14 protein-coding genes are annotated in these 26,543 nt (G+C 45.4%); all 14 read left to right on the top strand.

Annotation, left to right across the window (positions count from 1 at the left end; translation table 11 throughout):
- Nucleotides 1–156: 156 nt before the first annotated feature.
- The 14 genes from HF638_RS08065 (at nt 157) to HF638_RS08000 (ending at nt 26,440) form a co-directional block, all read left to right on the top strand.
- Nucleotides 157–4,065 (top strand): S-layer homology domain-containing protein, encoded by a 3,909-nt coding sequence (locus tag HF638_RS08065; protein WP_169479758.1) that lies wholly within the window; start codon nt 157–159, stop codon nt 4,063–4,065.
- A 205-nt stretch (nt 4,066–4,270) separates the two neighbouring features.
- Nucleotides 4,271–4,612, top strand: coding sequence for a hypothetical protein (locus HF638_RS08060; RefSeq protein WP_169479757.1), 342 nt, complete (start codon nt 4,271–4,273; stop codon nt 4,610–4,612).
- A 586-nt stretch (nt 4,613–5,198) separates the two neighbouring features.
- Nucleotides 5,199–8,207, top strand: coding sequence for an S-layer homology domain-containing protein (locus tag HF638_RS28780; protein WP_282435647.1), 3,009 nt, complete (start codon nt 5,199–5,201; stop codon nt 8,205–8,207).
- 143 nt (nt 8,208–8,350) lie between these two features.
- Nucleotides 8,351–10,948: a hypothetical protein gene (locus tag HF638_RS08050; RefSeq protein WP_169479755.1), complete on the top strand. Its 2,598-nt coding sequence runs from the start codon at nt 8,351–8,353 to the stop codon at nt 10,946–10,948.
- 140 nt (nt 10,949–11,088) lie between these two features.
- A complete protein-coding gene (locus HF638_RS08045) occupies nt 11,089–11,655 on the top strand; it encodes a hypothetical protein (protein WP_169479754.1) in 567 nt (188 codons plus the stop codon).
- Nucleotides 11,656–11,804: 149 nt separating this feature from the next.
- Nucleotides 11,805–12,077: an alpha/beta-type small acid-soluble spore protein gene (locus HF638_RS08040; RefSeq protein WP_169479753.1), complete on the top strand. Its 273-nt coding sequence runs from the start codon at nt 11,805–11,807 to the stop codon at nt 12,075–12,077.
- 255 nt (nt 12,078–12,332) lie between these two features.
- Nucleotides 12,333–13,535 carry a methionine adenosyltransferase gene (metK, locus tag HF638_RS08035; protein WP_169479752.1) on the top strand — a complete coding sequence of 401 codons (1,203 nt, stop codon included), beginning with the start codon at nt 12,333–12,335 and terminating at the stop codon, nt 13,533–13,535.
- 192 nt (nt 13,536–13,727) lie between these two features.
- Nucleotides 13,728–17,441 (top strand): SwmB domain-containing protein, encoded by a 3,714-nt coding sequence (locus HF638_RS08030; protein WP_169479751.1) that lies wholly within the window; start codon nt 13,728–13,730, stop codon nt 17,439–17,441.
- A 297-nt stretch (nt 17,442–17,738) separates the two neighbouring features.
- On the top strand, nt 17,739–20,462 hold the full coding sequence (locus tag HF638_RS08025) for a stalk domain-containing protein (protein ID WP_169479750.1): 2,724 nt from the start codon (nt 17,739–17,741) through the stop codon (nt 20,460–20,462).
- A gap of 47 nt (nt 20,463–20,509) precedes the next feature.
- Nucleotides 20,510–21,670: a sensor histidine kinase gene (locus HF638_RS08020; RefSeq protein WP_074092506.1), complete on the top strand. Its 1,161-nt coding sequence runs from the start codon at nt 20,510–20,512 to the stop codon at nt 21,668–21,670.
- 7 nt (nt 21,671–21,677) lie between these two features.
- On the top strand, nt 21,678–22,400 hold the full coding sequence (locus tag HF638_RS08015) for a response regulator transcription factor (protein WP_026081439.1): 723 nt from the start codon (nt 21,678–21,680) through the stop codon (nt 22,398–22,400).
- A gap of 356 nt (nt 22,401–22,756) precedes the next feature.
- Nucleotides 22,757–23,134 carry a hypothetical protein gene (locus tag HF638_RS08010; protein ID WP_169479749.1) on the top strand — a complete coding sequence of 126 codons (378 nt, stop codon included), beginning with the start codon at nt 22,757–22,759 and terminating at the stop codon, nt 23,132–23,134.
- Nucleotides 23,135–23,587: 453 nt separating this feature from the next.
- A complete protein-coding gene (locus HF638_RS29000) occupies nt 23,588–25,477 on the top strand; it encodes a helicase-related protein (protein WP_169479748.1) in 1,890 nt (629 codons plus the stop codon).
- Between the two features lie 12 nt (nt 25,478–25,489).
- On the top strand, nt 25,490–26,440 hold the full coding sequence (locus HF638_RS08000; RefSeq protein WP_248278075.1) for a ComF family protein: 951 nt from the start codon (nt 25,490–25,492) through the stop codon (nt 26,438–26,440).
- Nucleotides 26,441–26,543: the final 103 nt, after the last annotated feature.

Below are 26,543 nucleotides of genomic sequence, written 5' to 3'. Positions count from 1 at the left end.
TGTATTGGTTACAGCTATTCTTGAATATTATTCCAGACCCAACCTTATCCCTAGTGGATAAGGTTTTTTGTTTATTTTGAGATTTTTACTAAATAATTGGAACCTTTTGCCGATATATAAAGGTAACTGACTTAAAAAGAGGAGAGATGATACGTAATGCAACAAAAGAAACGGCCGTTGATCTGGATCATGTTGGTCACCATGGTGTTCTCATTGTTCCCACAAGGTCTATTCGGTGGGTCCGTTGCTTCGGCTGCCAACGCACAGACTACTTATTTCACACCAGATAATACCACCATTAGCAATACAGCCGATCTTAATTTGGATGACTCAGATAATGCAAGATTTTTGTCTCGGGCTTTGGCTTACCAAACGACTTCAGGGACGCTTACGATAGCAGGTGCTTACGCGTTCGTATCCAAAGATACGATGCGGGTAAAGGTCGAACAGCTTAACTCCGTTCCTGTGACAGCGGGAAGCACCAAGATGAAGTGGGAAGCAGATGCTACTCGTGCGAATACGACTGCAGTTACTGCGAGCACAAGTGGTAACAATAAATTCTCTGCTAACAATTTGACACTGTTCCCGGGTTTTAACCGAATTACCTTTTACGGTAATCAGGGTGCAGTGGAACGCTCGGACACGTTCTATGTTCTCTATGACCAGGTTCCTTTTGTTCAGGACTTTAAGATTTTCACCGATCCTAGCACTGGGTCCAACACGTCTTATGGTCTGAATGAAGGATCGCAGACAGTTGTGAATACACAACTCGTATCAGTACAAGGTAAAGTTCAGAATTCATCCAAAGTTACGGTTTCCCTTAATGGCGGGGAAGAACTGGATACCCCTTTGCTACCAAACGGGACGTTTTTCACACCCCAGCTTAAGTTGAATGCTGGATTGAATAATTTGAAGTTCACCATAGCGAATGGTTCCGATTCTGTGATTACAGAGCGTTCCGTTTATTATTATGATAAAAACCAGCCGTTCTCAGCGCTCGATGTGATTTTGGGTACTGCCGATAGCAAATCAGTACTGGATGTTACACCTACGTTCTCTACGACTGCTAGCGAAGCTAAGCTTGATGTGCAATTAATATTGCCCTACACTGCCAGCAACAGTACATTCGAGGATGTAGGAACATTTTCAGCTAATGGCAGACCAATGACACTGACGGGTGTTAAGGAGGTCATCATTCCAGGTCCAGACGGAACTACACCTGAGTACCGTTTGGTATCTTTCAAGACAAACAATGCGTATGCATTGCAACCAGGTACGACGGATCCAACAAAACCTGCCAAGAATCAGACAGTCGATGTTGCAGTCGTTTATGGCAATTTCAGTGCAGGTTACAAAGGTAAATTTACTTACGCTCCTGACGTGAAGGCAATTACGGATATGTATTACCTTCCAGATTATGCTGGAGGAGCAGTAACGAACAAAATCGCATTAAATAATGCTCAGATTGATAAGGATAGCTTCTATATCTTGGTTGAATCGAGTCAAGACATTGGTGCTGAAATACCAATTGGTCAATACATGCCTACAGGTACCAATAAGGTTAATATTTCGGCAACGGATAAGGCCGCTACTGGCCTTACAAGCAAACAAGCAGTATATTTGGTCAAAAACCTGGCCAATGGTACTCAGAAAATTCGCTTTTACTACACAACGCCAGATCCATATTACGACGTTACTGTATCTTACGCTTCTAAAAGCTATATCTATGTAGCCAACTTATACGATGGACAGACCTATAACTTTAACTCAAGAATAACGAATACTTTAAAGGTTGATGGCGAGTTTATCGGATTCAGCACATTAAGCTCAAACCAATTTGTTTCCCAGTTGCTAGTGAATGGGGTCGATCAAAGCAAGGTTACTGGTTTCCCAGGAACAAACGGCAAGTTCTCATTCTCATTAGACATTAAGAAAGAGGGACCGCTTGTATACGGGGAAAACACAATCACGATTATTGGTACTGACCAGGATGGTGCCGGTAAAGCCAAAATTATTGAGAAAAAATTGAGAATCTACATCTCGGATAGTAACGTATCCAATATTGATAAATTCATGCCAACCCTTGTTCCGACAGACACTCGTCAGGAATTTTATGATGCAGACGTGAGCAAGTACACAACAGAGGAAATGGACAAAATCTTCAAAGTCACGCCAGACTTTGTGATTCGGGATGGCAAATACGTAACGAGCGAAGAAAGATATGACCTTGTATTCAAAGGTGGCGGTGCACAAGTTGCCAACTTATACTCTGGGTCAAAGCTGATATTTAGTTATAATCCGATCCCAGGTACGGACTTACAGGATATTAATAAGCAAACATCAGATGGACATACCTTTGATTTTGCAGGAAATCAAGATGAATTTATGATTCGAATTCGTAACTATGTATTTGATGCACCTGGCAGCCACGTCTACACGTTGGAGTTAATTAACGGAACAGGTGCAAGAACGACACAACGACTGGAAATTGTAAGAGAACCTTCTTCTTATCGTATCCTGTCTCCTGTAGCAACCGTAGGAGAGCAGATTGTAGTCACTAAAAACTATGTGCACTTTGATATTGAAGCTGAAGGAGCAACTCAGGTTCTGATCAATAAAGAACCTGCCGTTAAGCGTCCGGACATGAATAATCGCTTCGTTCTGGATTATGTAGGACTGAAACAGGATAAGAGTAATGCTATTAAAATCCAGATTATCAGAGATGGCGGTGCCATCAACGATACTGTCAATGTATTCTATACAGGTACAGTAGCGACAGATGCGCAGTACATGGCACCTAAGATTGTCAATAAATATTCTGTGTTTAACAAGAAGCTTGAGTTGGCTTTCCCTAAAGGAACCATACTGCAATCAGCTGCGAAGTCGAGCAGTGGTGTAGTCAAATTTTACCCAGACAACAAAATCCTGTTTGGTATTGCTGATCCGAGGGATGGCGTGCTTGAACGGAAAAATGACTATGGCTTTAATATCGGACAGGCTGATCCTCGTAGTACAGGAGGATTGACACCGATCACAGTGCCAACCATTTTAACAGAGATGTTTAACTCGAATCTCACTACAAGTAACTTTGTGCCGATCTCGGAGACGTACTGGATCAACGGAGGAATTGGTGAGCTTGGAGATAAAGGATCTAGTGGATACAAGCCGGGAACAGATGGCGTGACACCGTACTCGCTGGAAGGAAGCTTTACGCAATATCCAACAGAGCGTGTTCTGGTTCCTTCAAACCGGGGAACATTAACGCTCTCGTATGACCCGACTATTGTCGATGAGGTGGGCTCAACGATTACGGTATTCCGATACACAGACAAAACGAATATTGGTCAATGGGTTCCTGTTGGTGGAGTCGTGGACACCAAGAAACACACGATTACAGTTTCATTTGATGAGTTTGGATACTACAAAGTGATGAAGCAAAGTAAAAGTTATCAGGACATCACGAATCACCCGTGGGCAAGAAATTTGTTGAATGCATTGTATTCCAAAGGGATCATGAATAACCTGCGTTTCAACGCGTTTGGTTCAGATGATCAGACGACACGCGGAGAATTCGCTACCTTGCTAGTTAAAGGTCTGGATATCCCATTGAACTATACCAATACACAAACCTTTACTGACGTGTCTCCTACGACGAAGAGCGACACGTGGGACTATGCCTCCATTGAAACAGCGGCGAGAGCGGGTATTGTAACAGGTTTAAGCGATGGGTACTTTGGAGTAGAGGACTCGATTACACGTGAACAGGCAGCAGTGATGATTGCGCGGGCAATGAGCAGCAAGCTTGCGGCCAACGATAGCAAATTGTCCTCAGCTTTAGCGAAGTCGTTCCAGGACTCCACTTCCATTGAGTACTATGCTCGTCCATCAGTACAAGCGATAACCAAAGCGAAAATTATGGAAGGTAGCCCTGTTCAGGTCACAGGATCTACCAAAACGATGTACCAATTTAATCCTAAAGGCAATCTGACACGTGCAGAAGCAGCCAAGATTGCTGTAGAACTTCTTAAGAAGAGCACGAAGTTATTCCCTAAAACATTGAGCTAATCTAGCATTGTTAAGATAATTTTAGGAAGGACCTGTCCCTTTTACTAAAAGGGGCGGGTTCTTTTTATGACGGAGGAACATCTTGTATAGAGTTCATTTATAATAGAAGGAAACTGCTTTTTACCAATAACTATTTTTGTAATTTGCTAGAGATTAAGATACAATAACGGTAAATACACAATGATCTAGAGGGTGAAGTTAGCTAATGAAACCGATTTATTCAAGAGCCCAGCTGGGCTACATGAAGGCGAAGACACAATTCGAGAAGCAGGCAGTCATTCTTGAGAAAAAGTTGGAAGATACACGTAAGACTGAAGAGATCTCTCAGGAAGTGATGGAAGGACTTGTAAAGTCTACTGGCTTCCATGATGCGTATAACAATCTGGTTCTGGCTGAGAATGAATTGATTGAATGGTCTCACACCACGATGAAGCATGAGAAAACATACCGGGAGAACAGACAGCCAATTGACGATATGTATCTGAGATTGAATAGTGATCCGAATATGCGTGCTCAGATTATTGATTTGGCAATGAAGATTCGTTAAGTAATAGTTACTGATTCAAGAAGAGGTGCCCCGAGGGCCCTCTTTTTTTATTTTCAATATTGTAGAATTTGTCGCTTCATCGCGGAAAGTAACGGGTATAAATAAACGTTCTTATCATTACTTACACAGGATCATTTTGAAGTGGTTGTACTAAATACAGCTATTTAATGGTTTATAACGTACCAAATACCCGCACTGCATCAGTATATAAATAAGTTCAAAACTTTTTTTGAGGAATCCGCAACTTTTTGAAATCTACTGCGTTTAAGATGTAGAGTCAAAAACATTGGGGAACTTACCAAGAATGACCTCGTGAAGAATCTTGTCTATTTATTAGAAAAAATTGCTTTACGGCATGAGAGACCCATTGTATAATACGTAAGGTAGGATTAGGAAACTACTCTATTTACGTATGATTCTATTATTATTCTTGTTTACAAGTTTCTGTGATATGCTCACAGACATCATTTATATTAACTTGCTCATGACTCTGGAAAGGGGGTGCGACAATAGAATGAGGAACACGAGCGACCCTATTAAAGAAAATTCCAATGTTATGAACGCCCAAGGAGGAGACAAAAAGGTTATGAAGAAAATTTTATCCGTAGCATTGTCTACAGCAATGGCATTCTCAATGTTTGCATCTGTAGCATTCGGTGATACAGCAGTTTCACCACAACAACAATTTGATGCATTGAAAGCAAAAGGTATCTTCTCTGGTTATCCAGATGGTTCCGCTGGTTTGGAAAAAGAAATGACTCGCGCTGAGTTTGCAAAAGTCGTTACTAAATTGCTTGGTCTGAAAGAGATCACTGGAACTCTTACTTATACAGATAAAAACTACAAAGCTGACAGCTGGTTCGTTCCTTACGCTGAAGCAGTAACAGCTGCTGGTATCATGGAAGGCGTAAGCACAAACAGCAAAACTTTTGACAGCAATGGTAAAGTAACAATCGCTCAAATGGCGACAATCCTTACACGTGCTCTTGATCTGGAAATCCCTGCTGAAACTAACAACAGTGCTCCTGAATGGGCTAAAGGTTATGTTCAAGCAGCGATCAACGCTGGATTGTTGGATGCTGGTCTGAACTTCTCAGCTAACGCTTCGCGCGAATTGCTGGTAGGTGCTTCTTTCACAATTGATGAAGCACAAAGCATCAAAGTTGAATCTTACGCAGTAACTGAAGCTGGTAAAGTGGTTGAGTTCAAAATCAGTGACGGTGAAACTGTAAAAGTAACTTTGGATAAAGCTCTTGAAGCTAACAAAGAAACTGAAGTGAAATTCACTTATAAAGATAAAGCTTTCACTGAGAAAGTTACTTATGTTGTAACTGCAGCTCAAAAAGTTGTAAGTGCAACAGCTAACAACTACAAACAAGTTGTTGTAACATTCGATGGTGATGTTGATGCTGATAGTGCTGAACTTGCTTCTAACTACACAGTAGATGGATTTACATTCAAATCTGCAACATTGTCTACTGATAAGAAAACTGTAACATTGTTGTTGCCTGCAGAACAAACGTTCACTTCCCAAAAAACTTACAAGTTGAACGTAAGCAATGTTAAAAATTCTGACAAAACTAAAGTATTCAAAGACACTGTTCAAGTGACTCCTGTGGATACAACTTTGCCAGAAGTAACTGAAGTTAAAGGTCTTGGAACTAAAGCATTTAAAGTTGTATTCTCCGAGCCAGTTAAAGCTTCTACTGTAAACACAACTTCCAACTTCCGTATTGATGGTAAAGCCATCTCTGGTTATGTTAACTTCACTTACCCGAGTGTTGCAGTTATCACAACTGATCTGACTGTTGGTAAACATACTTTGACAATCAATGGTGTAGAAGACTACGCTAACTACAAACTTCTGCAAAAAGAAGTTGAGTTCGAAGTAGTTGAAGATACTACAGCTCCAGAAGTAGCAAGTGCAAAAGCAACTAACTTGAATACAGTTGAAATTGAATTCGACGAAACTGTTAAATCGGTTAGCAAAGCTTATCACACATCTTCTGGTAAAACAGGTACTGTAACAGTGGAAGATAACAAAGTTACTGTTAACTTTGGTAATGACAACAAACTCAGCCTGGGTGAAAACACAATTACTTTGGAAGGTGTAACAGACTACAGCAACAACTCTGCTACACGTACTACTAAAGTAACTCCAGTAATTGATACTACTCGTCCAGAAGTTTCTGCTGTAACAGCTGAAGTAAAAGATAACAACCATGTAATCACGGTTGAATTCAGCAAAGGCGTTGAAGGTGATGATGTTACCAAAACTGCTAATGCTAACTTCACATTGAAAAATGAAAAAGGCGAACTGGTAACAACTAGAGGCTTTACAGCTGCTGGTCACCCAGTTAATGCTCCTAAATTCGTAGACGGTACTGGTAACAGACGTGTACAAATCACTACAATCGGTGAGTTGCCACAAGGTAAATATACTTTGGAAATCGCTGGTATCCGTGATACTTCTGCAATTGCCAATACTATGTTGCCATACACTACAACTATCGATGTAAGTGATATTGCTAAACCAACAGTTACAGATGCTTGGTTTACACAACAAAGCACTGGTAACGGAACTCTTCAAGATCTGGATGTATACGTGACATTCAGCAAAGATATGTCTGCGAGTGGGTCAGGTAGTGCAGTTGATGCAAACAAATATAACTACCGTATTGACAATGGTACAACAGAAGGTTCGTTGTTGCCATTGCCAGCAAACACTGAAGTTACTCAAGTGAATGCACAACAAGTACGCATCTCTTTCCCAGCGAAAGATGGCGGTTATGTTCAAAATGGTCAAACTTTGAATGTGCGTATTGCTAACGTTGCTGACACTAAAGACAACTATATTGCTGGTAACGTAGTTACAAAAGCGGTAGCTGCTAAATCAGAGAGAAGAATCAAAGTTGAATCTGCAAAAGCAGTTTCTGACAAAAAAATCGATGTTCAATTCGATGGATACCTTTCCTCTGTATCTGCTAGCGACTTCAAAATTAGTGTAACTAATGCAACATATGATCTGAAGTTGAACAATGTTGAAACTGTGGATGGAAAAACTTTGGCACACTTTGAAATTTCCGGTACTCAAACGTTTGCTGCAGTACCAACTGATGCTAAATTCACTTCACTTGCTGCTGTTCAAAATGTAGATAACATTCAATCTGTTAGCCCTAATGGTATCAAAGTTGCTAATGGTTTGAACGTAGATGTTAAAGATGGTGTTGCACCTAAATTGGTTGCAGACAACAACTTCGTTGTTACAGCAAGCACTACACCAGTTGAAGAAGAGTACACTTACACAGCTACTCTGACATTTAATGAAGCTTTGAATGTTGCAACTAACTCTACTGGTTTCTTGGCTCGTGTAGCTGGTTCTGCAGCTACCGTGACTGATGTTAAAGTCGATGCTAATGACGCTTCTAAAGTAGTAGTGACATTTAAATCTAAAGTTGCACCTACTAATGCTAGTTATGTAGAATTGTACCTTAATTCTACAAATGCAACTAACAAGTTTGTAACTGACACATCAGGTAACGCTGTGGATCCTTCTAACGTTTCCTTGCAAAAACAGTTCAACCTTATCAACTAATTTATTTTACAAATAAGGACCCTTGGCTCTAAGCAAGGGTCTTTATTTTTTTTGTACATAAAATCACAACAACATCGTAACTTTCTACCCTTCTCAAACGTTTATACTATAATAGCAACAAGCAACTTATGGGAGGTTTGGAAGTGGATCAAAAGAAAATGTTTGTGAGCTTGCTCGCGAGTATGTTGTTGATCAGTTCAACAGCTGGCATTGCCATGGCAGCGAGCACAACCAATAAAACGTCTGCCACCAGTTCAAATAGCAGTATATCGAAGAAAACGACAACAACTACGAAACAGGTTGTACATACACTCGGTAACCTATCAGCTGTTAAAGTGACAGCACGAAGTTCCGTAAGATTAACAGATGTCAATATTTTGGCTCAGGACGATGGTAACGTGGTTACGTATACATTGTCTTATAAGAACAATGACAGTACTCCAATGATGATGCTTGATTACTGGAGCAAAGTGAAAACCAAAGGTGGAACATCGTTCTCACCTAAACTAATCGCAAAAGATCAGGAAAAGAAAACAGTCGCGCCTGGATCAACAGTTGACTTGACCTATGTCATGAAAGTGGGTCGCGAAGTAAAACTGAGCGATCTGAACTTCCTCATCGTGAAATGGGATTTCAGTCAAGCTAACTATGAACGTACGTTGGGTAAGTTTAACGTGCCCGCATCCTATAGTATTACTACACCTGTAGGTAAGCCAAAGACGGTTCGTCTGAGCGATTCTGCGGTGAAGGTGAAAGTATCTGGCATTAAAGTGTTTCCAGGTGAAGATAAGAATCAGTATGTGAAAATTGGCGTGAATTTAAACAATATCAGTTATAAATTGCTTGAAAATCCGAATATCAAATGGATCTTGCGTACGCCAAGTGGTACGAACTATCCGTTAACTCCGGATAAAGACAGTACGAATGTTAGCATCCAGGCTCAAGCTAATAAGGCCCTCAGTCTGATGGCATCTCTTCCTACGTCTGTGAAGCTGCAAAGGTCTGAGCTGTTACTGGTAGAGGAACAGGGTGAAGAGAAGAGTGTTCTGCCTGTTGCTGCATTGCAATTGCCAGAGGCTAGCAAAACGAATGTAGAAGTCGCAACCCATCAGCCCAATATCATTTCTGTTGAAGGACAACGACTGTCCACATTGCTTGAATCTGCCAAAGTCCGAATTGATGATGGTGAGTATAGTCTTAACCTTCAAATGAAGCTCAAGAATGAAGGCAAGAAAGCGATTAAGGTGCCGACGTATACCTTTGAGGTACGGAATACAGACGGGACAGTCTATCCGATTGAAACCAAAGCATTGGATACATTGAAGTTGAATCCGGGCGATATCAAGACGATTAAGCTCAGTGCAACTCTTCAGGGTGATGGGGATACAAGCAAAATCAAGCTGTACGTTATGAGTCCGGTAGACAAAAATGAAAGCACAGAATCCACAACGTCTTCTCCAACGAATGGATTTGTCTTCTCCTATCCTGTAGGTGTCTATGCGATTCCTGAATCGGTATCCAGCGGAGATGGATTGACGACCGAAACAGTCATTAAGAATAACAAAGGTACATTTGGTGTGTCTTTTGGATCGTTACAGCGATTGCCGTGGCTCGATAGTGATATTGTTGCCGCAAAAGTGACTATTCGTAATGCAGGTAACAAAACGGTACAACTTCCTGAACTTGAAGCGATGTTTATGATTGATTCTGCTGAGATTGAAGGAGACAAGAAGCTAATCTACACACAAAGTGGCAAGCTACTTGGAGCAGGTATGACAACCGAGGCTTATCTGTTGACCAAGATTCCTTCTGAATTACGTATATCTCGTCTGGAACTTAGTCTTAACGAGAAAGTTAGTGAAGAAGAGTCGAATGAGTGGATTACGTTAAATACGTCTGGATTAGTCCCACCGTTATCTTATGTTGGAAGTGGTAAGACATACACTTCGGGTACTGCTGATAAAGAGACCGAAATGGGTGTGCGGAGAACGATTCGTTATCCGGGAACTTCGTCGGACATCGTGTATACAGAATTCGAAATGACGAACAAATCACTGCGTCAAAGTGGTCTCGGTAAACTGGTAGGTTACTTCAAAACATCGGATGGCCAGTATTACAGAGCAACTGCGAAGCAAGCAGAGCGTCTGCCTGGTCCGGGACAGAAGTCGATTGTTACGTTCTGGGCTAAGATTCCGAAGTCCGTTACTTTCTCAGACCTGCGTCTGATTGTGGGTGAAGGTATTGCAGACAGCAAGTTTGTAACCGGTCAAGGGGAAGCGACTGCTTATGTGAATGCTCTGGCATTCGAAGTACCGACAACCTCCATTAGTGTTCAAGGCTCGTTAACCAATATTGATCTCTATCCTTATTCTTGGACTGCCAACAGTGTGAGAGCATATCTGGCAGGCAGCTCATCTGTACAGATTGAGATGAATTACAGCTTATCCCGTAATGAAGAGATTGAGATGGGTGAGAACGAACACAAGTTAATCCTCACTCTGACGGATCAAGCAGGTAAATCATATGAGAAAGAGCTGACTTTGGGAACCGATCTGAAAGTGGGAACCAACCAGACACTGAGCTGGAGCGTAGAAGACAGCTTCTTCGAGAAGTTGCGTGGTGGTTCGTATCGCTTAAGCGTAGATGATCAGTTCCAGGGACAACGTCTTCGTCTTGCGGAACAAAGCTACGGATATGACCTGACCAAGCTACCGAAGGAAGAACCTGTCGATTTGAGATAGATGCATAGATTCGAATAATCGTTAGATTTGTCCACAAAACCTCGTTTCCACACCAATGGAAACGAGGTTTTGCTTGTGGCATCCCTATTTTTTCTCTATAGTTAAAGTTAATAGATTACCAGAGGAGGAAAATGATTCACATGAAACCTTATATGAAAGTATCCCTTGCTGCGCTCGCGATTGGTGTTGGCGTGTGGGTTGGGTCGGTATATAGCAATACGGCCATCGGTGCAGGTACAAGCCAGCCAGGAACAGCAGACGATCCGGTTGTAACGAAGAGTTATGTAGACCAGCAGATTCAAAAAGCATTGGGTGGAGGCACAAGCACAGGCTCTGGCAACTCATCTGGCAGCAATAACGGCTCTACCGGAAACGGGAACTCCGGTAGCACAGGTGGAGACACTTCACTTCCTCCACTGGTGTCAGGCGCTTCTGATGCCGTTGAGATCGTAACGGTGAAGCCGGGTCAACAGCTGATCGGCAAGTCTGGCGCGGAGTTCATTGTACGTAGCGGTAAAGCTGTGATCGTCAGTGAAGGTACGAATGGTGTAGCTGATCTGACGGACGGGATTGACCTAACGAATGGGCAGGCAGCGCCGACCAATCACCTGCTCTCTTTTCCAAGGGATGGACGGGGGATCGCGGTATTGGAAGGGAACAAATATAGCCTAACCGTAATGGTTCGTGGTGGATATACTCTGAAATAGGATTTGTAGCTGTAAAAGGAATTATTCAGTAGTCGTATATTTCATTTGCGCAGATTACCCAGTTCTAACAAACATTAATACGGCTAGTCAGCCTTGTTCCTGCTCACTCTATAACTGTTGACAATCAATTATACGGAGGTGCAGGAACCATGGCTAGAAGCAATCGCAAAGTGGTACCCGAAAGTCGTCAAATGTTGGATCAGATGAAGTATGAGATCGCTGCAGAATTTGGCCTCAATGTGGGTTATGGTGGCAGAGGTTTGACTGGTGCGGATACAGAATTTGGATCTGAACTGGGTGAAGTGAGTGATCACTCTTATGGGCAATACAAAGGGTGGGGGCATCTGACTTCCCGCGAGAATGGATCGGTTGGTGGAGAGATAACGAAAAGGCTAATTCGTCAGGCAGAGCAGCACTTATAGAGCATTTTCCTTATCCCAAATCCGTTTGACACGTCTTGACAAATACGTTAAGATGGCATTTGAGGTATGCAACCTTTTCCACTAGGGAAAGGTTGATTTTCGTTTGAGGCAATTACCTGAAAAATCCTTATCTTCGTAACTGCGGACCCTGCGTCCTTATTCCATTTGGAAAGCTTCGAGGGTACAGTGAACGAATCGCTGTCATGTTTTGTTCGGGCAATCGCCATACTACTAGTTATGGGAGGTTGAAACTTCATGTCTGTTAAAGGCCGGCATCTATTTACATCGGAGTCTGTAACCGAAGGACATCCGGATAAAATCTGCGATCAGATCTCAGACGCCGTATTGGACGCGTTTCTTGCAAACGACCCCAATGCTCGCGTAGCTTGCGAAGTTTCCGTAGCCACAGGCTTAGTGCTTGTCATCGGTGAAATCAGTTCAGCTTCTGAATACGTGGACATTCCGTCCATCGTTCGTAATACTATTAAGGAAATTGGGTATACAAATGCCCAGTTTGGTTTTGATTATAACACTTGTGCAGTTCTGACTTCTTTGAATGAGCAGTCTGCTGATATTGCCCAAGGCGTTAACGCAGCGCTTGAGAACCGTGACCCGGAACAAGTGGCTCGTGAGACAGAAAACATTGGTGCAGGTGACCAAGGTCTGATGTTCGGTTTTGCAACGAACGAAACACCGGAACTCATGCCTTTGCCAATCGCATTGTCCCACCGTATCGCACGCCGTCTGGCGGAAGTGCGTAAGAACGGTACATTGGAATATCTTCGTCCGGATGGTAAAACTCAAGTGACGATTGAATACGACGGTGACAAGCCGGTACGTGTGGATACAGTCGTTGTGTCTACTCAGCACGCTGAAGAGACTACACTGGAGCAGATCCAAAAAGACATCAAAGAACACGTAATCTTGCCTGTCGTTCCAGCTGAATTGCTGGATGAGCAGACTAAATATTTCATTAACCCAACAGGACGTTTCGTTATTGGCGGACCTCAGGGAGATGCAGGCCTCACTGGACGTAAAATCATCGTAGATACCTACGGCGGTTATGCACGTCATGGCGGTGGCGCTTTCTCTGGTAAAGATCCGACAAAAGTAGACCGCTCCGCAGCATATGCGGCTCGTTACGTAGCGAAAAACCTTGTAGCTGCAGGTCTTGCAGACAAAGTGGAAATCCAGCTCGCTTACGCGATTGGTGTAGCCAACCCGGTATCGATCAACGTGGATACATACGGAACTGGCAAAGTCAGCGAAGAGAAATTGGTTGAGCTTGTTCGCAACAACTTCGATCTTCGTCCGGCTGGCATCATCCGTATGCTGGATCTGCGTCGCCCAATCTACAAACAAACAGCTGCTTACGGTCACTTCGGCCGTACAGACCTGGATGTACCTTGGGAGCAAGTGGACAAAGTAGACCTTTTGAAAACTCAAGCAGGACTGTAATTCGTTAACGGTCATTTGTCGATCCAATGAAGCCCTTGATTCCAATATGGAATCAGGGGCTTTTTGCATCTTTTTACAAAATAAAGCACCATATATTTCCATTTTATTAATTGAAAATCTCCCTTTGACCGACATAAATATAGAGGTCTGTATATCAGACAATTAGGAAATTGAGATAAGGGGGAAGGTTGGGTGTTAGTGAATAAAATGGCCCGTAAGGGATTGGTTAGTCTTATGGTTGTGATGTTAGTTGCACAAGGCTGGTTGACCGGATGGGTAGGTATGGAGTCTGCATATGCAGCAGACGAATTGGCTGGAAAAGGAATTATTGCGACGCTTCCTTTGTTAAATGCTACTCAGGTGGACGGTTCTGTGCCACTCAAGATTGAATTCAATAACCCGGTAAAGAAGTTTGATGGTACTAGAGATAAAATCACTATCCGTCGAATCTCCGATAGCTCCATCGTTTCAGAGATTGACGTGAATAGTCCAGCGGTAACCGTCAGACCAGACGATATCGATGCTGATGCGAGCCTAGGGAAATTGGTAGAAATCAGACCAGCTTCAGCTTTGCCAGGCGGTAGCTTCTATGTTTCTATTGGCAGTCAATCTTTTGTCTATGCGGATAATCAACCCTTTGCAGGTTTAAATAAGGAATGGGTATTCCATGTTTCCGCAGCTAATCCAGCCAGACTGTTAAACCGGTCACCGCAAACGGCAGCCACAGGCGTATCACCGTCTGCTAATATCGTGCTTACCTACGATCAAGCAATGTCCAGAGGTACTGGCAAGCTACAGATCTATCAGGGAAGTACCTTATATGAGGAGATTGATGCGAATTCAACACAGATCAGCTTTAATACATCCCAAACAACGGTTACGATTGATCCGGCTAGAAATTGGCCAAATAACAGCACGATATACATAGCTGTACCAACAGGTTTTTTACGTGATGCCAATGGGAATGACACGTCCGCAATACAACGAATCGATTGGGGATTCACTGTGCTATCCGATCCTACAGCATTAACTGTGACCTCCTTGTCTCCAACGAATGGGGCAACAGGTGTGGGGCTGTCAGGTGATTTGACCCTAACGTTCAACAAAGAACTGGATACCAATTACACGGCGCAAGCCATGCTGAAAAATATGAATGGTGGAACGGTTAATGCTACAACAATCATAAACAGTTCCGATAATCGTCAGTTGCGCATCATTCCGCAAACGAGTCTGACGAGTAACACAACGTATACCATTGATATTCCCGCCAATGTATTTCGAGACAGATCAGGAAATCTTTTCACTGGATTGAATGGAGCTACGGCATGGACATTCAGAACGTTGTCTGTTGATACAACCGCTCCTGTACTTAAGACAGTAAAAATGTACAGCAATACGATTATCCGATTGACGTATGACGAGTTACTTTCAACCCTTGAGCCGTTACCGTCAAGTTTCGCAGTTACAGTTAATGGCGAGAATCGGAATGTAAGCTCATCCTACGTGTCAGGGGATAGTGTGTATGTTGTACTCGATACGGGAGTAGCGGTAGGGCAGGTAGTAAAAATCGCTTATACACCAGCAACCGGGATACGCAAAATTCAGGACTTATCACTTAATGCAGCACCTGCATTCTCTACCAGAGACGTGGAGAATGGTCTGGATTCCATCATGTCCAAACCACGTGAAGGTATAGCATATACGAATACAATTAATCTCTATTATCCAGAGACCGTGTATATTAACTCAAGTGATGCATATAAACAGTTCAGTGTTACTGCAGATGGATCAGCTGTGGGTGTCAGCAGTATGTCGACCAATAACAGTTCACTTGTTACATTGAATCTCGGTCGTTCGATATCTAATGGTGAAGTTGTCCGGGTATCCTATCAGCCGAGTGAACAGCCTATTAAGGATAGTCGCGGGCAGGCACTTGCTGGTTTCAGTGGGTTTTATGTGCGTAATAGCAATGATACGAAGCCACCTGAATTTCAGAAGGCTGAGATTAACAGCAATAAGCTATGGATCTACTATAATGAGCCATTAAGTCGATTGAACAAACCTTTGAACAATCAGTATTCCGTATTGGTAGATGGCAAAGCTGTATTTGTTAACAATGTAGACATCGAGGACGATCTTGTGACACTAACGCTTGCTTCACCCGTAACAAGTGCACAGATCGTAACCCTTTCTTATGTTCCAGGGGCTTATCGTCTGACGGACTTAGCTGGTAATCAGGCAGCTCTGCTAGATCTTGTTCCTGTGACACATACATATGGCAACGGAACGATCTTGTCAGGTATTTTACAAGGGGACACAATACGGATTAACTTCCGAAACGCTTTGAAAACTGAGCCGTTATTAACACCTGCTCAGTTCAAAGTATTGATTGGTAGCAAGACCATTCAGGTGAATTCTGCCTCGGTGACAGGATCAGTGGTTACCTTGAAACTGTCCGAATCGGTGCCGGCTGGACAGACGGGCACGGTTACCTATACACCTGGACTAGTGTCGCTTAGAGATGCGCTTAATACTGAGGTAGGGGCATTTGGTCCGTTGACACTTCAGGAGAGCACAATCACTAATCCCACAGATACTACAGCAGTAGGGCGCCCCGCGTGGCTGACCGAGTGGAGTGCGGCTGATTCTGGATTTGGTCAAGGACTTCTGGTCATGAGTACGGATGTAGCTTCTGCTAAGAGCACACCCTCACATAATAATCGTACAACGCAGCAGTATACGATCGATGAGACCAAGCTTGGACAAGCATTTGAATATGCTTCTGCAAATTATAAATTAAACCAACCTATATTGTTCGAAGTACCAGAAAGCAATGAGACAGCATACGTTGGAATTCCATTCCATAAGTTATCCCAAATGGCTTCCAGGTATCGCACGGGTACGATTGGGGTCAAATATAAAGACAGCATATGGAGTGTGCCTTTATCTGAACTGAACTTGGTAAGTATGGGACAAAGTGCAGGAATTACTACAGCTCCGGGTACGGCAACACTGTATGTACAGATGGAGACTGTGCCAAGACTTTCTGCAGGCGCCATGGAATATGTTTTATCGAGATCCAACGCTCAGAGTCTGGGAGATGCCACGGAGGTATTCACCACATTATTCAATGGCAACACAGGCAAAAGTGTGGAACAGAATATCAAAAGCCAGTACTGGATTAAGCTTCCTGGCAACACATCCACTACTCTAACAGGATTGACTGCGATTGATCCCAACACACAGGCATTATCCTATGTACCGACCGGATTTAGAACAACGTCAACTGGAATTACAGCAAGAGGATTACTTAATGGGAATCAAATTGTAGCACCGATAACACATCTGGTTAGCTTCCCGAACACGGCAGATTGGGCACGAAATGCTGTAACCGAATTGGCCTCCAAATGGATTATTACCTCAGATAATCTTGGAACATACAATACAAATACGAAGATAACAAGAGCAGAGTTTGCAGAATGGGTGGCCAAAGGTTTGGGGCTCAAAGCCAACGCGACAGCGGCACAAAAATTCAAAGATCTTGGCAAGAAAAGTTCAACAAATGCATTAATTGGTGCAGCGGTTGAAGCCAAAATCATTGTGGGCACTAGCGATGGAAAATTTCAGCCCGACCGCTTAGTCACTCGGGAGCAGATGGCAATCATGTTGGTTAGAGCAATGAATTATGCCGGGCAATCACCATCTCTTCAATTATCTGCAAAGAACACACTGTCCAGATTTAAGGATGCCGATAAAATAAAATCTGAGGATGCTGTTGCGAAGGCGGTTCTGACAGGAATTATCCAAGGGGTGTCACCAACGGAATTTAAGCCTTTGGACAGAGCAACAAGAGCACAGGCTGCAGTAATGCTCAAACGTATGCTGAATCAGATTGGTTACCTGTAATAACGAATCCCACGAAATAACTAATGCTATTTAAGAAGCATATCAGCCAGATTAAACTTGCTGATATGCCTCTTTTTCGTTGAGATGGACGAGAATAGCTAAAACCGGCAGTAAGGATGTGGCCAGTTATCTATTTTCATAATTTATGCATGCTAATGTAGGGGACAAACGTAACTTTTTCCACAAAAAGCAGTCTATTAATAGAAGAGTATACTAGAGATCTCGCTATCGGCTGCCTACTTGGCAGTGTTCGTGATGTCTAAGATTGATATACAAGATGGGAGAGACGTTTCAGACATGCTGGGGAAACATGAGAAACAGCTGGAAGACGTTAAGGGCAGTAAGGTGAAAAAATGGGCAATCGTGACGCTGGCGGGTGTGATCTGGATTGCACCGGTGATGAGCACAGGCGGGCAGATATGGTCAGGCACTTCGTGGCAATCGGTGGCCGCAGCGGCATCTACCAATACTAGCAAGTTGAGTGAAGAAATTCTGACTTCGGGTGCGAAGCTCATGAAATACAGATATACGACAACACGTTCCGGTTCCAAGGTCAACGTACTGGCGGATGTAATCCAGGTGGATCTGCAGAACCCATATGTGAAGCTGGATGTGATGACAGGAAAGGGCGGTAATCTGAACAGCAAACAGAGCACAGGTGCCATGGCCAAGGAAAATGGTGCAGTAGCTGCTGTAAACGGCGATTACTTCAATGTATCCGGAGAGCTCGCCCCTATTGGTGGACAGGTCTCTGATGGCGTACTGGTTTCCACACCTTCCGAACTATCGGGCATGTATGCCCTCACGGTGACCAAGGATGGCAAGCCGATGATCGACGAGTATTCCTTTGACGGAACAGTGAAGGCGCAGGATGGTTCAACCTTCGCTTTGCGTGGGATAAATAAAGAGGATTATACGGTAGAGTCGGGTGCAGTGAAATATAGTCATGCCAACTCGATGTATATTTATACACCTGCCTGGACGTCCACCAAACGTCCAAATGACCCTTCCACAACGCCGACAGAGGTTCTCGTGCAGAACGGAGTAATCACCCAAATCTCGGATAAAAAAGCGTTAAACATGACGGTGCCGAAGGATGGGTACATTTTGCGTGCGCATGGTACAGCAGCGACATGGATCATGAGCCATCTATCTGTTGGGCAAACCCTGGATGCGGATTACAAGTTAAAAGCCAAAACAACGGGGCAATCGGTTGATCCAAGTAATCTGGAGATGATGATTGGCGGTCATACCATTCTTGTGAATGGTGGTAAGGCAGCTTCCTTTTCCCGTGATATCGCTGCGTCCGGCATTGGTGGTATTCGTGCAAGAACGGCAGTAGGATACTCCCAGGATGGTCGGTATGTCTACATCATTGCAGCGGAGAAGAACAGTAACAGCAGCGGGATGTCGCTGACGGAACTGCAATCCTTTATGACCAGTGTGGGTGTCTGGAAAGGCATGAACTTGGACGGAGGCGGCTCCACAACAATGGTAACACGTCCACTAGGTGAGCAAACCGCCGGTCTGACGTTCAACACAGAGTATGGCACCGAGCAACGTCAGGTTGTAAACACGCTGGGTGTGTTCTCTACGGCTCCTGTAGGTAAACTGAAGGGCTTTGCCGTGAGTGGCAGCCAAACGTTGCTGGTGGGACAAGAGGGCAAGTACACAGCCAAAGGATATGACACCTACTACAACCCAATCGCAACAGGCGATATCAGCATGTCCTGGAAGTCCAGCAACAACGGCATCGTGAGTGTCAGCAACGGCACGATCAAAGGCGTGAAGCCAGGTACAGCAACCTTGACGGCAACGAGCAATGGAGCTTCATCCTCCATTAAAGTATCGGTACTGGGTGGAAGTGAATTGGCTTCCCTGACAGCAGGATCGGGTCTAGGTTCGCTCAAAGCAGGCACAACGATGTCCATTCCGGTAACGGCAACAACGAAGAGCGGACAAAGTGTTACGGTTCCGGCGGACTCGCTGACATGGGAATTTATCGGGTTCAAAGGTAAAGTCACTGCTGACCAATTAACCGTATCTTCCGTCAATTCCGGTGCACAAGTAGGATATGCGATTGGTCGTTATGATGGTTACAGCACAGTCGTAGTACTCTCGGCTTCTGCAAGCGAAACGATCTGGGAGAACTTCGAAAATGTGAATTATCCGATCAACTTCACAACGAACGCAGCGGGCGTAACTGGTTCGGCAACCGTTACAGCAGGAACTGGTGAGAAGGCTGGCTCCAATGTACTGCAACTCGGTTATGATATGACAGCTGGAACAGGCAAAATGTACGCTTATGCACAACTGAATGGTTCTACCGGCAGAGAGGTATCTGCTGCAGCGACATCGATGTCGATGGATGTTATGGGAGATAAGAGCCTGAACTGGCTGCGTGCCGAATTTACGGATGCCAATGGCAAAACCGTATATGCCGATCTTGCCAAAGCGATTGACTGGAACGGTTGGAAGAAGCTGAGTGTAGACCTGAACGGACTGAACATCGCCTATCCGGCGAAGCTGAAGCGGGTCTATGTGGTGAACGTGGAAGAGGGTCAGGATGAGCGCGCGAAGACAGGTACGGTTGCATTTGACAACATCGCATTCACGATGCCTTCCAAGTCCAGTGAAGTTGGATTGCCTACGGGAACAGCCTCGCTTGTACTTGGGCAGAAGTCGATGACGATGAATGGAACGAAAAAAGCCATTGATGCAGCACCAGTCCTGAAAAATGGTACGACGTATGTGCCAATCAAACATGTTTTGGACGCTTTTGGTGGTCAGGCAAGCTGGGATAGCAAAAATCAGCGGATCACGGTATTACGTGGTGGCAAGCTGATTGATCTGGTTGTAGGGCAGAAAGAATTCATTCTGAATGGTAAAAGACAGAGCGCAACTGTTGCACCATACGTAACGGGTGGCAGGACTTTAGTCCCACTTAGACTCGTTTCCGAGCAACTTGGACTGACTGTAAAATGGGAACAGAAAACGAAGACCGTTACCATCTCATCGTGATATGGTATGATATATACCGGAAACGATAGAAATGGAGTCGAACAAACGTGGATTTACAAGCCGATGCCATAGACCGCGTCATTAAAAACGCCATACAAGTCATGGAAAACAGCAAATATCAAATGTTCGAGATCATGGACGCGACTCGCGATGAGCTGAAAACACTCAACGAGGAGTTAAAGTCGGTGTTGAAGGAGACGGCGGAAACGATCGAGAAAGTAGATCAATTGGAGCTGAACTACCGCCGTTCCCGGATCCGGCTGACTGAGGTTAGCCGCGACTTTGTCCGTTATTCCGAGCATGATATCAAGCAGGCGTATGAGAAAGCAACACAGCTGCAGCTGGATCTGATGATTTATCGTGAGAAGGAAATGTATCTGAAGGCCCGTCGGGATGACCTGCAGAAGCGTGCCAAAAATGTGGAAGCTTCTGTGGAGCGTGCCGAGACCATCGGTTCGCAGATGGGTGTTGTACTCGAATACCTGTCAGGTGAACTGGGTCAAGTGACCCGGATCATCGAATCTGCCAAAAATCGACAAATGATTGGTTTGAAAATAATTTTGGCCCAGGAAGAAGAGCGGAAACGTATTGCTCGTGAGATTCATGACGGGCCTGCGCAGATGCTCGCCAATCTAGTGCTTAGGACGGAAATTGTAGAAAGAATGCTCATTAAGCAGGATTTTAAGATGGTCCAGGCCGAAATAGTAGATTTGAAAGGCCAGGTTCGTTCCAGTCTTGAAGAAATGAGAAAAGTTATTTTCAATCTGCGTCCTATGGCACTGGATGATCTGGGACTGATTCCAACGCTTCGGAAGTACGTGCAGGATTTTGAGGTAAAAACGAAAATCCGGTCGCTTTTTGAAACAAGAGGTAAAGAACACCGTTTATCTTCCGCGATGGAGGCAGCGATCTACCGCCTCGTGCAGGAAGGTCTGTCGAATGCTGCAAAGCATGCTTATCCCACTTATGTTGTAGTGGAAATTACATACCAGGCTCAGCTCGTCAAAATTGTCGTTCAGGACAATGGGCTTGGGTTCAAACCGGAGCTTCTTGCGAAGAAAAGCAAGGATCATACCCACTTCGGTCTGATTGGGATGAGAGAACGGGTTGAACTGTTAGAAGGAAGAATAGAGATTGAATCCGGAGAAAATCAAGGAACCAAAATAGTGATTCATATCCCGACAAACGTGGATAAGGGAAAGGAGTAGCAGGATGATGGAAAACCGTGATACTGGTAAAGCATCGATTAAAGTTCTTTTGGCTGATGATCATCAGCTGTTCCGTGAGGGACTGAAACGCATTTTAAATATGGAGGACGACATTGAGGTCATCGGCGAATGCGGCGATGGTATTCAAGTGCTCGAATTCTGCAATCAGGATAAACCTGATATCGTTTTGATGGACATTAACATGCCGATCGAAAACGGGGTTGAGGCAACGGAGAAATTGCGTGAGCTGTTCCCTGATGTCAAAGTGATTATCCTGTCCATTCATGATGATGAAAGTTATGTATTTGAGACGCTTCGTAAAGGGGCTAACGGGTACTTGCTGAAGGATATGGAGGCCGAGTCTCTGATCAATGCGATTCGTTCCGTGCATGAAGGACATGCGTTCATTCATCCGAAAGTAACAGGCAAACTGATCATGCAGCTGCGTCGTATGACGTATCTTAATGAAACAGGGGCAATGAGTGAAGGAGCTTCGAAGGAAGCAGGTGTTAAATTTGTCGCTGGCGACAATAACCCGCTCACACGTCGTGAGGCTGAAGTACTGCGTTTGATGGCAGAAGGTAAGAGCAATAAGATGATTGGTGAATTCCTGTTCATCAGTGAAAAAACAGTAAAAAACCATGTCAGCAGTATTCTGCAAAAGATGGAAGTGGACGACCGTACACAAGCTGTTATCAATTCGATCAAATATGGTTGGGTTACGCTCTAATAGCCTATTTCTTTATAAAGCAGCATTTATATCGTAAGTCAGTCCATTGGTTGGTTCAACCTTGATGAAATATAGATTGGTGTTCACTCGCGCCCTTTCCAGAATGTTGGATTGGTCTGCGGGTTAATGGACTTTATCACTGCAAATGAGCAAAGTGTAAAGTTGTGCGGAACATATGTTCAAGCTTAGGCGTGAATGAATGACCTGGCCTGTCTTTCTTCGTCCGGTGTCGATCAGAATGGAATATGAGTGATGGGAAATGCAAGTGTAACCCTTCAGGAAGTACAGCATATACTTGTTGTATACAGGGATGTTCGCCATGGGTGAGCATGACCTTCCGAGGAGGTGCAGTTGCCATGGTTGCTCATCTGACTATGATTCTGCTCATATACTTCCTGGCGGCAATGGCCGTTCATGCCATGCACCAGCGCCATCTTTCCCGTCCGGAACCTGACGGTTTCGAGCAGATTTTGCTCATCCCTTCCAATCAGGCAGGGCGGATCGAAGGCATTGTAAGAGAACTTTGCCGGGAATTGTTATACCGTGGAAAGAGCTTCAGATTAACAGTTGTCGCTGATCGTACAGAAGCGGAAACGATTACGATTATTGAAAAGCTTATGCGAAGGCAAGGATTGGAGACATCCTATCTGCCTGCTGTCCCTACTGATATTGAACAGGTAGCGCAGACCGATCACACTTTTCGACTGATTGATTTGCGCGAGTCAGAGCAATAAATCATCATGTGAACGGGAAATGAGATTATCATTTCGCAGATCTACAGTGAAAAGATTACAGCAGAAGCTGTAGTCTTTTTTTGTAATTGTAGCCAAGTCTGCTTTTAAATTAAAAATGGGTTTTTATGCAATCTATGGTTATTGTCTGGGTGCGGTGAGTTCTTGATCACAGAAATAAGATTTTCGAAGTCAGAAATCTTAATTTAAAAGTATAGACGATACAGATTGGAAAAAGTTTCGCTCTTTTAAAGAAAGATTCTGGTTATTAGCAGAATTGTATGATGGATAATGTCGTTTGACTAACCTTGTGATGTAGAGATTCAATTGGTATAGTAAATAAATAGATTCATCATAAGAAGATTGAATATGGACATGAAGCACATGCTCCGGCGAACAGCCGGGTTGGCATGTGCTTTTTTTGCGTTCAGAGAAATTAGGATGGGGGGAGCGTATATGAAGGTTGCTTTATATGTGTGCCGTGTAGGTGAAGGGTGGAGCATGGTCTTGTCCCTCGATATTCGAGTGGATGTGGCTTGGTGGCTCGAGGGTAGAAGTGGGCGACATGTGCTGCGCTGGTTGCTGTTAGATCAGGGGTTGCCGTTAAGTCAGGCATCTTGGTTGGTTGAACATTTTGATACGGAGCGAGGCATGGATCAGTGGGGCGAGCGCGAATGGCATAGCTATCTTGTGCGGAAGCTGGATGTATATGAACTGGCCTCGGGGGAAGTTGAGGCGAGAAAAGGTATAGCGGGCAAAGCAGGGAGCGCTGCTTTGCGTGGCATTCAGGTAGGCGGGATGCCCGATCCGTATCCCGCCGGGCAGTGGGCTCAGCTGGAGCGGGACGCTGCCCTGCTGGCTGAGCGGATCAGCGGCCGCCAACTGCTGGCGGCCGAGGCGGAGGCGTTGCTGGCGGATACCGCCCAGCCGCCAAGGGAGTGGCGCGCGGCTGCGCAGCTCGCGCGCTTGCACGGGCGGCTGAGTATCACAGCCGCCCTCGAAGGGCCTGCCACGCGCCGTCGGCACGCGTGGCTTGGACGCGCGCGGAGCGCGCCCCGCTGCCACCGTTGTGGCAGCGAAGCCAGGCAGCGCGTGCCCTGCGCTGCCTGCGGCCTGGCGGCGTGCGCCTACTGCGAGGCCTGCCTCGCGTTGGGGCGCAGCCGTGCCTGTGCGCTGCTGCTACGCAGTGCAGCGCAAGGGGCCGTGCCACGACGCGGCGAAGCACCGCGTGGTACGGCCTTGGCCCCCACCGGCGGCGAGCTCGCCCGGTGGGGGCTTAGCGCAGCGCAGAGCGCGGCAGCAACCGCGGCGCTAGCGTTTTTGGCCCGGCCGCCCGCAGGGGATGGGCCGGGGCGGTTCTTGCTGTGGGCCGTGACCGGGGCCGGCAAGACCGAGATGATATTCCCTCTACTCCAACATACATTGGACCGCGGTGGACGAGCACTGGTCGCTACGCCGCGCAGGGATGTGGTGCTGGAACTAGCTCCGCGTCTAGCTAAAGCTTTTCCGGACACCTCACTCGCTACCCTTTACGGAGGCAGTGACGAACGCTGGAAAGACGCTCAGCTCACGCTCGCGACCACACATCAACTGATGCGTTTTCACCAGGGATTTGATCTCGTCATTATCGATGAACTGGATGCTTTCCCATATCACAACGATCCAATGCTCGCTCATGCCGCGTCATCTTCCTGCAAACCGGAGGGGAATTTCGTCTATCTGTCTGCTACACCGCCAGCTCGGCTACAGAGGGAAGCAGCGCAGGGAAAACTCACTCATGCCAAAGTTCCAGTACGTTTCCACCGTCATCCTTTGCCCGTGCCAAGATTGATCAAGATGGTTACAGTGACCCAGTGTATTCAAAGACGGCAATTGCCAACTGTAATTAAAAATAACATCCAAATTTCACTGAAGCGTGACGCCCAGGTATTTGTTTTTGTGACACGTATTGCCCAGATTGAGGCGTTTGTTAACCTGATGCGTCGTACCTTTCCCGGAATCCATATCGAAGGAACTTCATCTCAGGATCCTGATCGCGCTAGCAAAGTTATAGCCTTTCGTGAACGCACAATTCGTTTGCTCGTAACGACAACGATTCTGGAGCGTGGCGTAACCATTCCGCGTAGCGATGTCTTTATATTGGATGCAGACAATGGTCTCTTTGATGAAGCTTCACTTGTTCAGATGGCGGGCAGAGCAGGGCGTTCCATGGATGACCCGGCGGGTAGAGTGGTTTTTGCATCGTCTCGTCGGACGCGCTCACAGGTGAAGGCCGTTGCCCAGATTCGGAAAATGAACACCATCGCTCGTCGCAAAGGCTACCTGCATCCACCATCCCAAACCTAATTGCCATCTGCCATGTTCGTATCCACACTTCACATTACATTCCCAAGACTGGAGGTTTGTTCATCCATGTTCAACTGGCTCAGTAACTTAACCGATTATGCGCAGCACCTGACCGGGCGTCTTCATCACCTGCTCGCCCCACCGGGAGCGACTTGTCTGACATGCGGCACTCGAGCGATCCTGTCTCCAATCTATCCGGGCATATGCCCACGTTGTGTGAAGCAGATTCCATGGATCCGCTCCATCCGCTGCCTGCGTTGTGGTCGGGGTGTCGGATGCCCGGACTGTGCTCGTCCACACATGCAAAACCGTTCTTTTATCCTCAACCGCAGCGCCGTACAGTACAACGCTCTTATGAAAGAGTGGATTGGCATGTACAAATTCAGAGGCCATGAACGATACGCGCCGCTCTTAATCGCGCTGTTGATTCAAGCCTTTCAAGCGATGAGCGATGAACAGAATTCTGCTTTGGCAAAAGAACCCCCAGCCCCCGTGGCTCGTCCCGCCACACCTGCTCAACAAATGAAGCCGCAATGGTGGCCTGACGCGGTCACCTATGTTCCGGTGAGCAGCGAGCGCCTGGCCGAACGTGGCTTCAATCAGGCGGAGCGGCTGGCTGCTGGGCTCGCCACCGCCTGCCGCCTACCCATCGTTGATCTGTTGCAGCGCCAGATCAACACGACCAAACAAAGCTTCAAATCACGCGGTGAGCGTATCGAAACGATGAAGAATGCTTTCACCATCAACCCGGATGGTATGCAATTAATTGAAGAGCTATACAGGGGATCTCATCTTCCAACACGAAAGGGCATGTCATATGCCGAACCGATACAGATACTGCTAATCGATGATATATACACAACAGGTAGCACCTTGGACGCTTGTGGGCGGGTTATCCTAAATGCTGGCTTCTCCATGGAGATTCCGTTCGAGATATACACACTGACACTGGCAAGATCTTAGGAGGTGAATCCAAATAATAAATGACTGTCCAGTAATCTTCAGACACTCTAGGCGGGGAATCTATACATTATGATTAATAGTAGACAGGAAAATATGTTCCTTT

The sequence above is a fragment of the Paenibacillus sp. SZ31 genome, assembly GCF_012912005.1.
GTDB lineage: Bacteria > Bacillota > Bacilli > Paenibacillales > Paenibacillaceae > Paenibacillus.
Note: the sequence above shows the minus strand (reverse complement) of the source record. Positions and strands in the feature narration are given on the sequence as shown.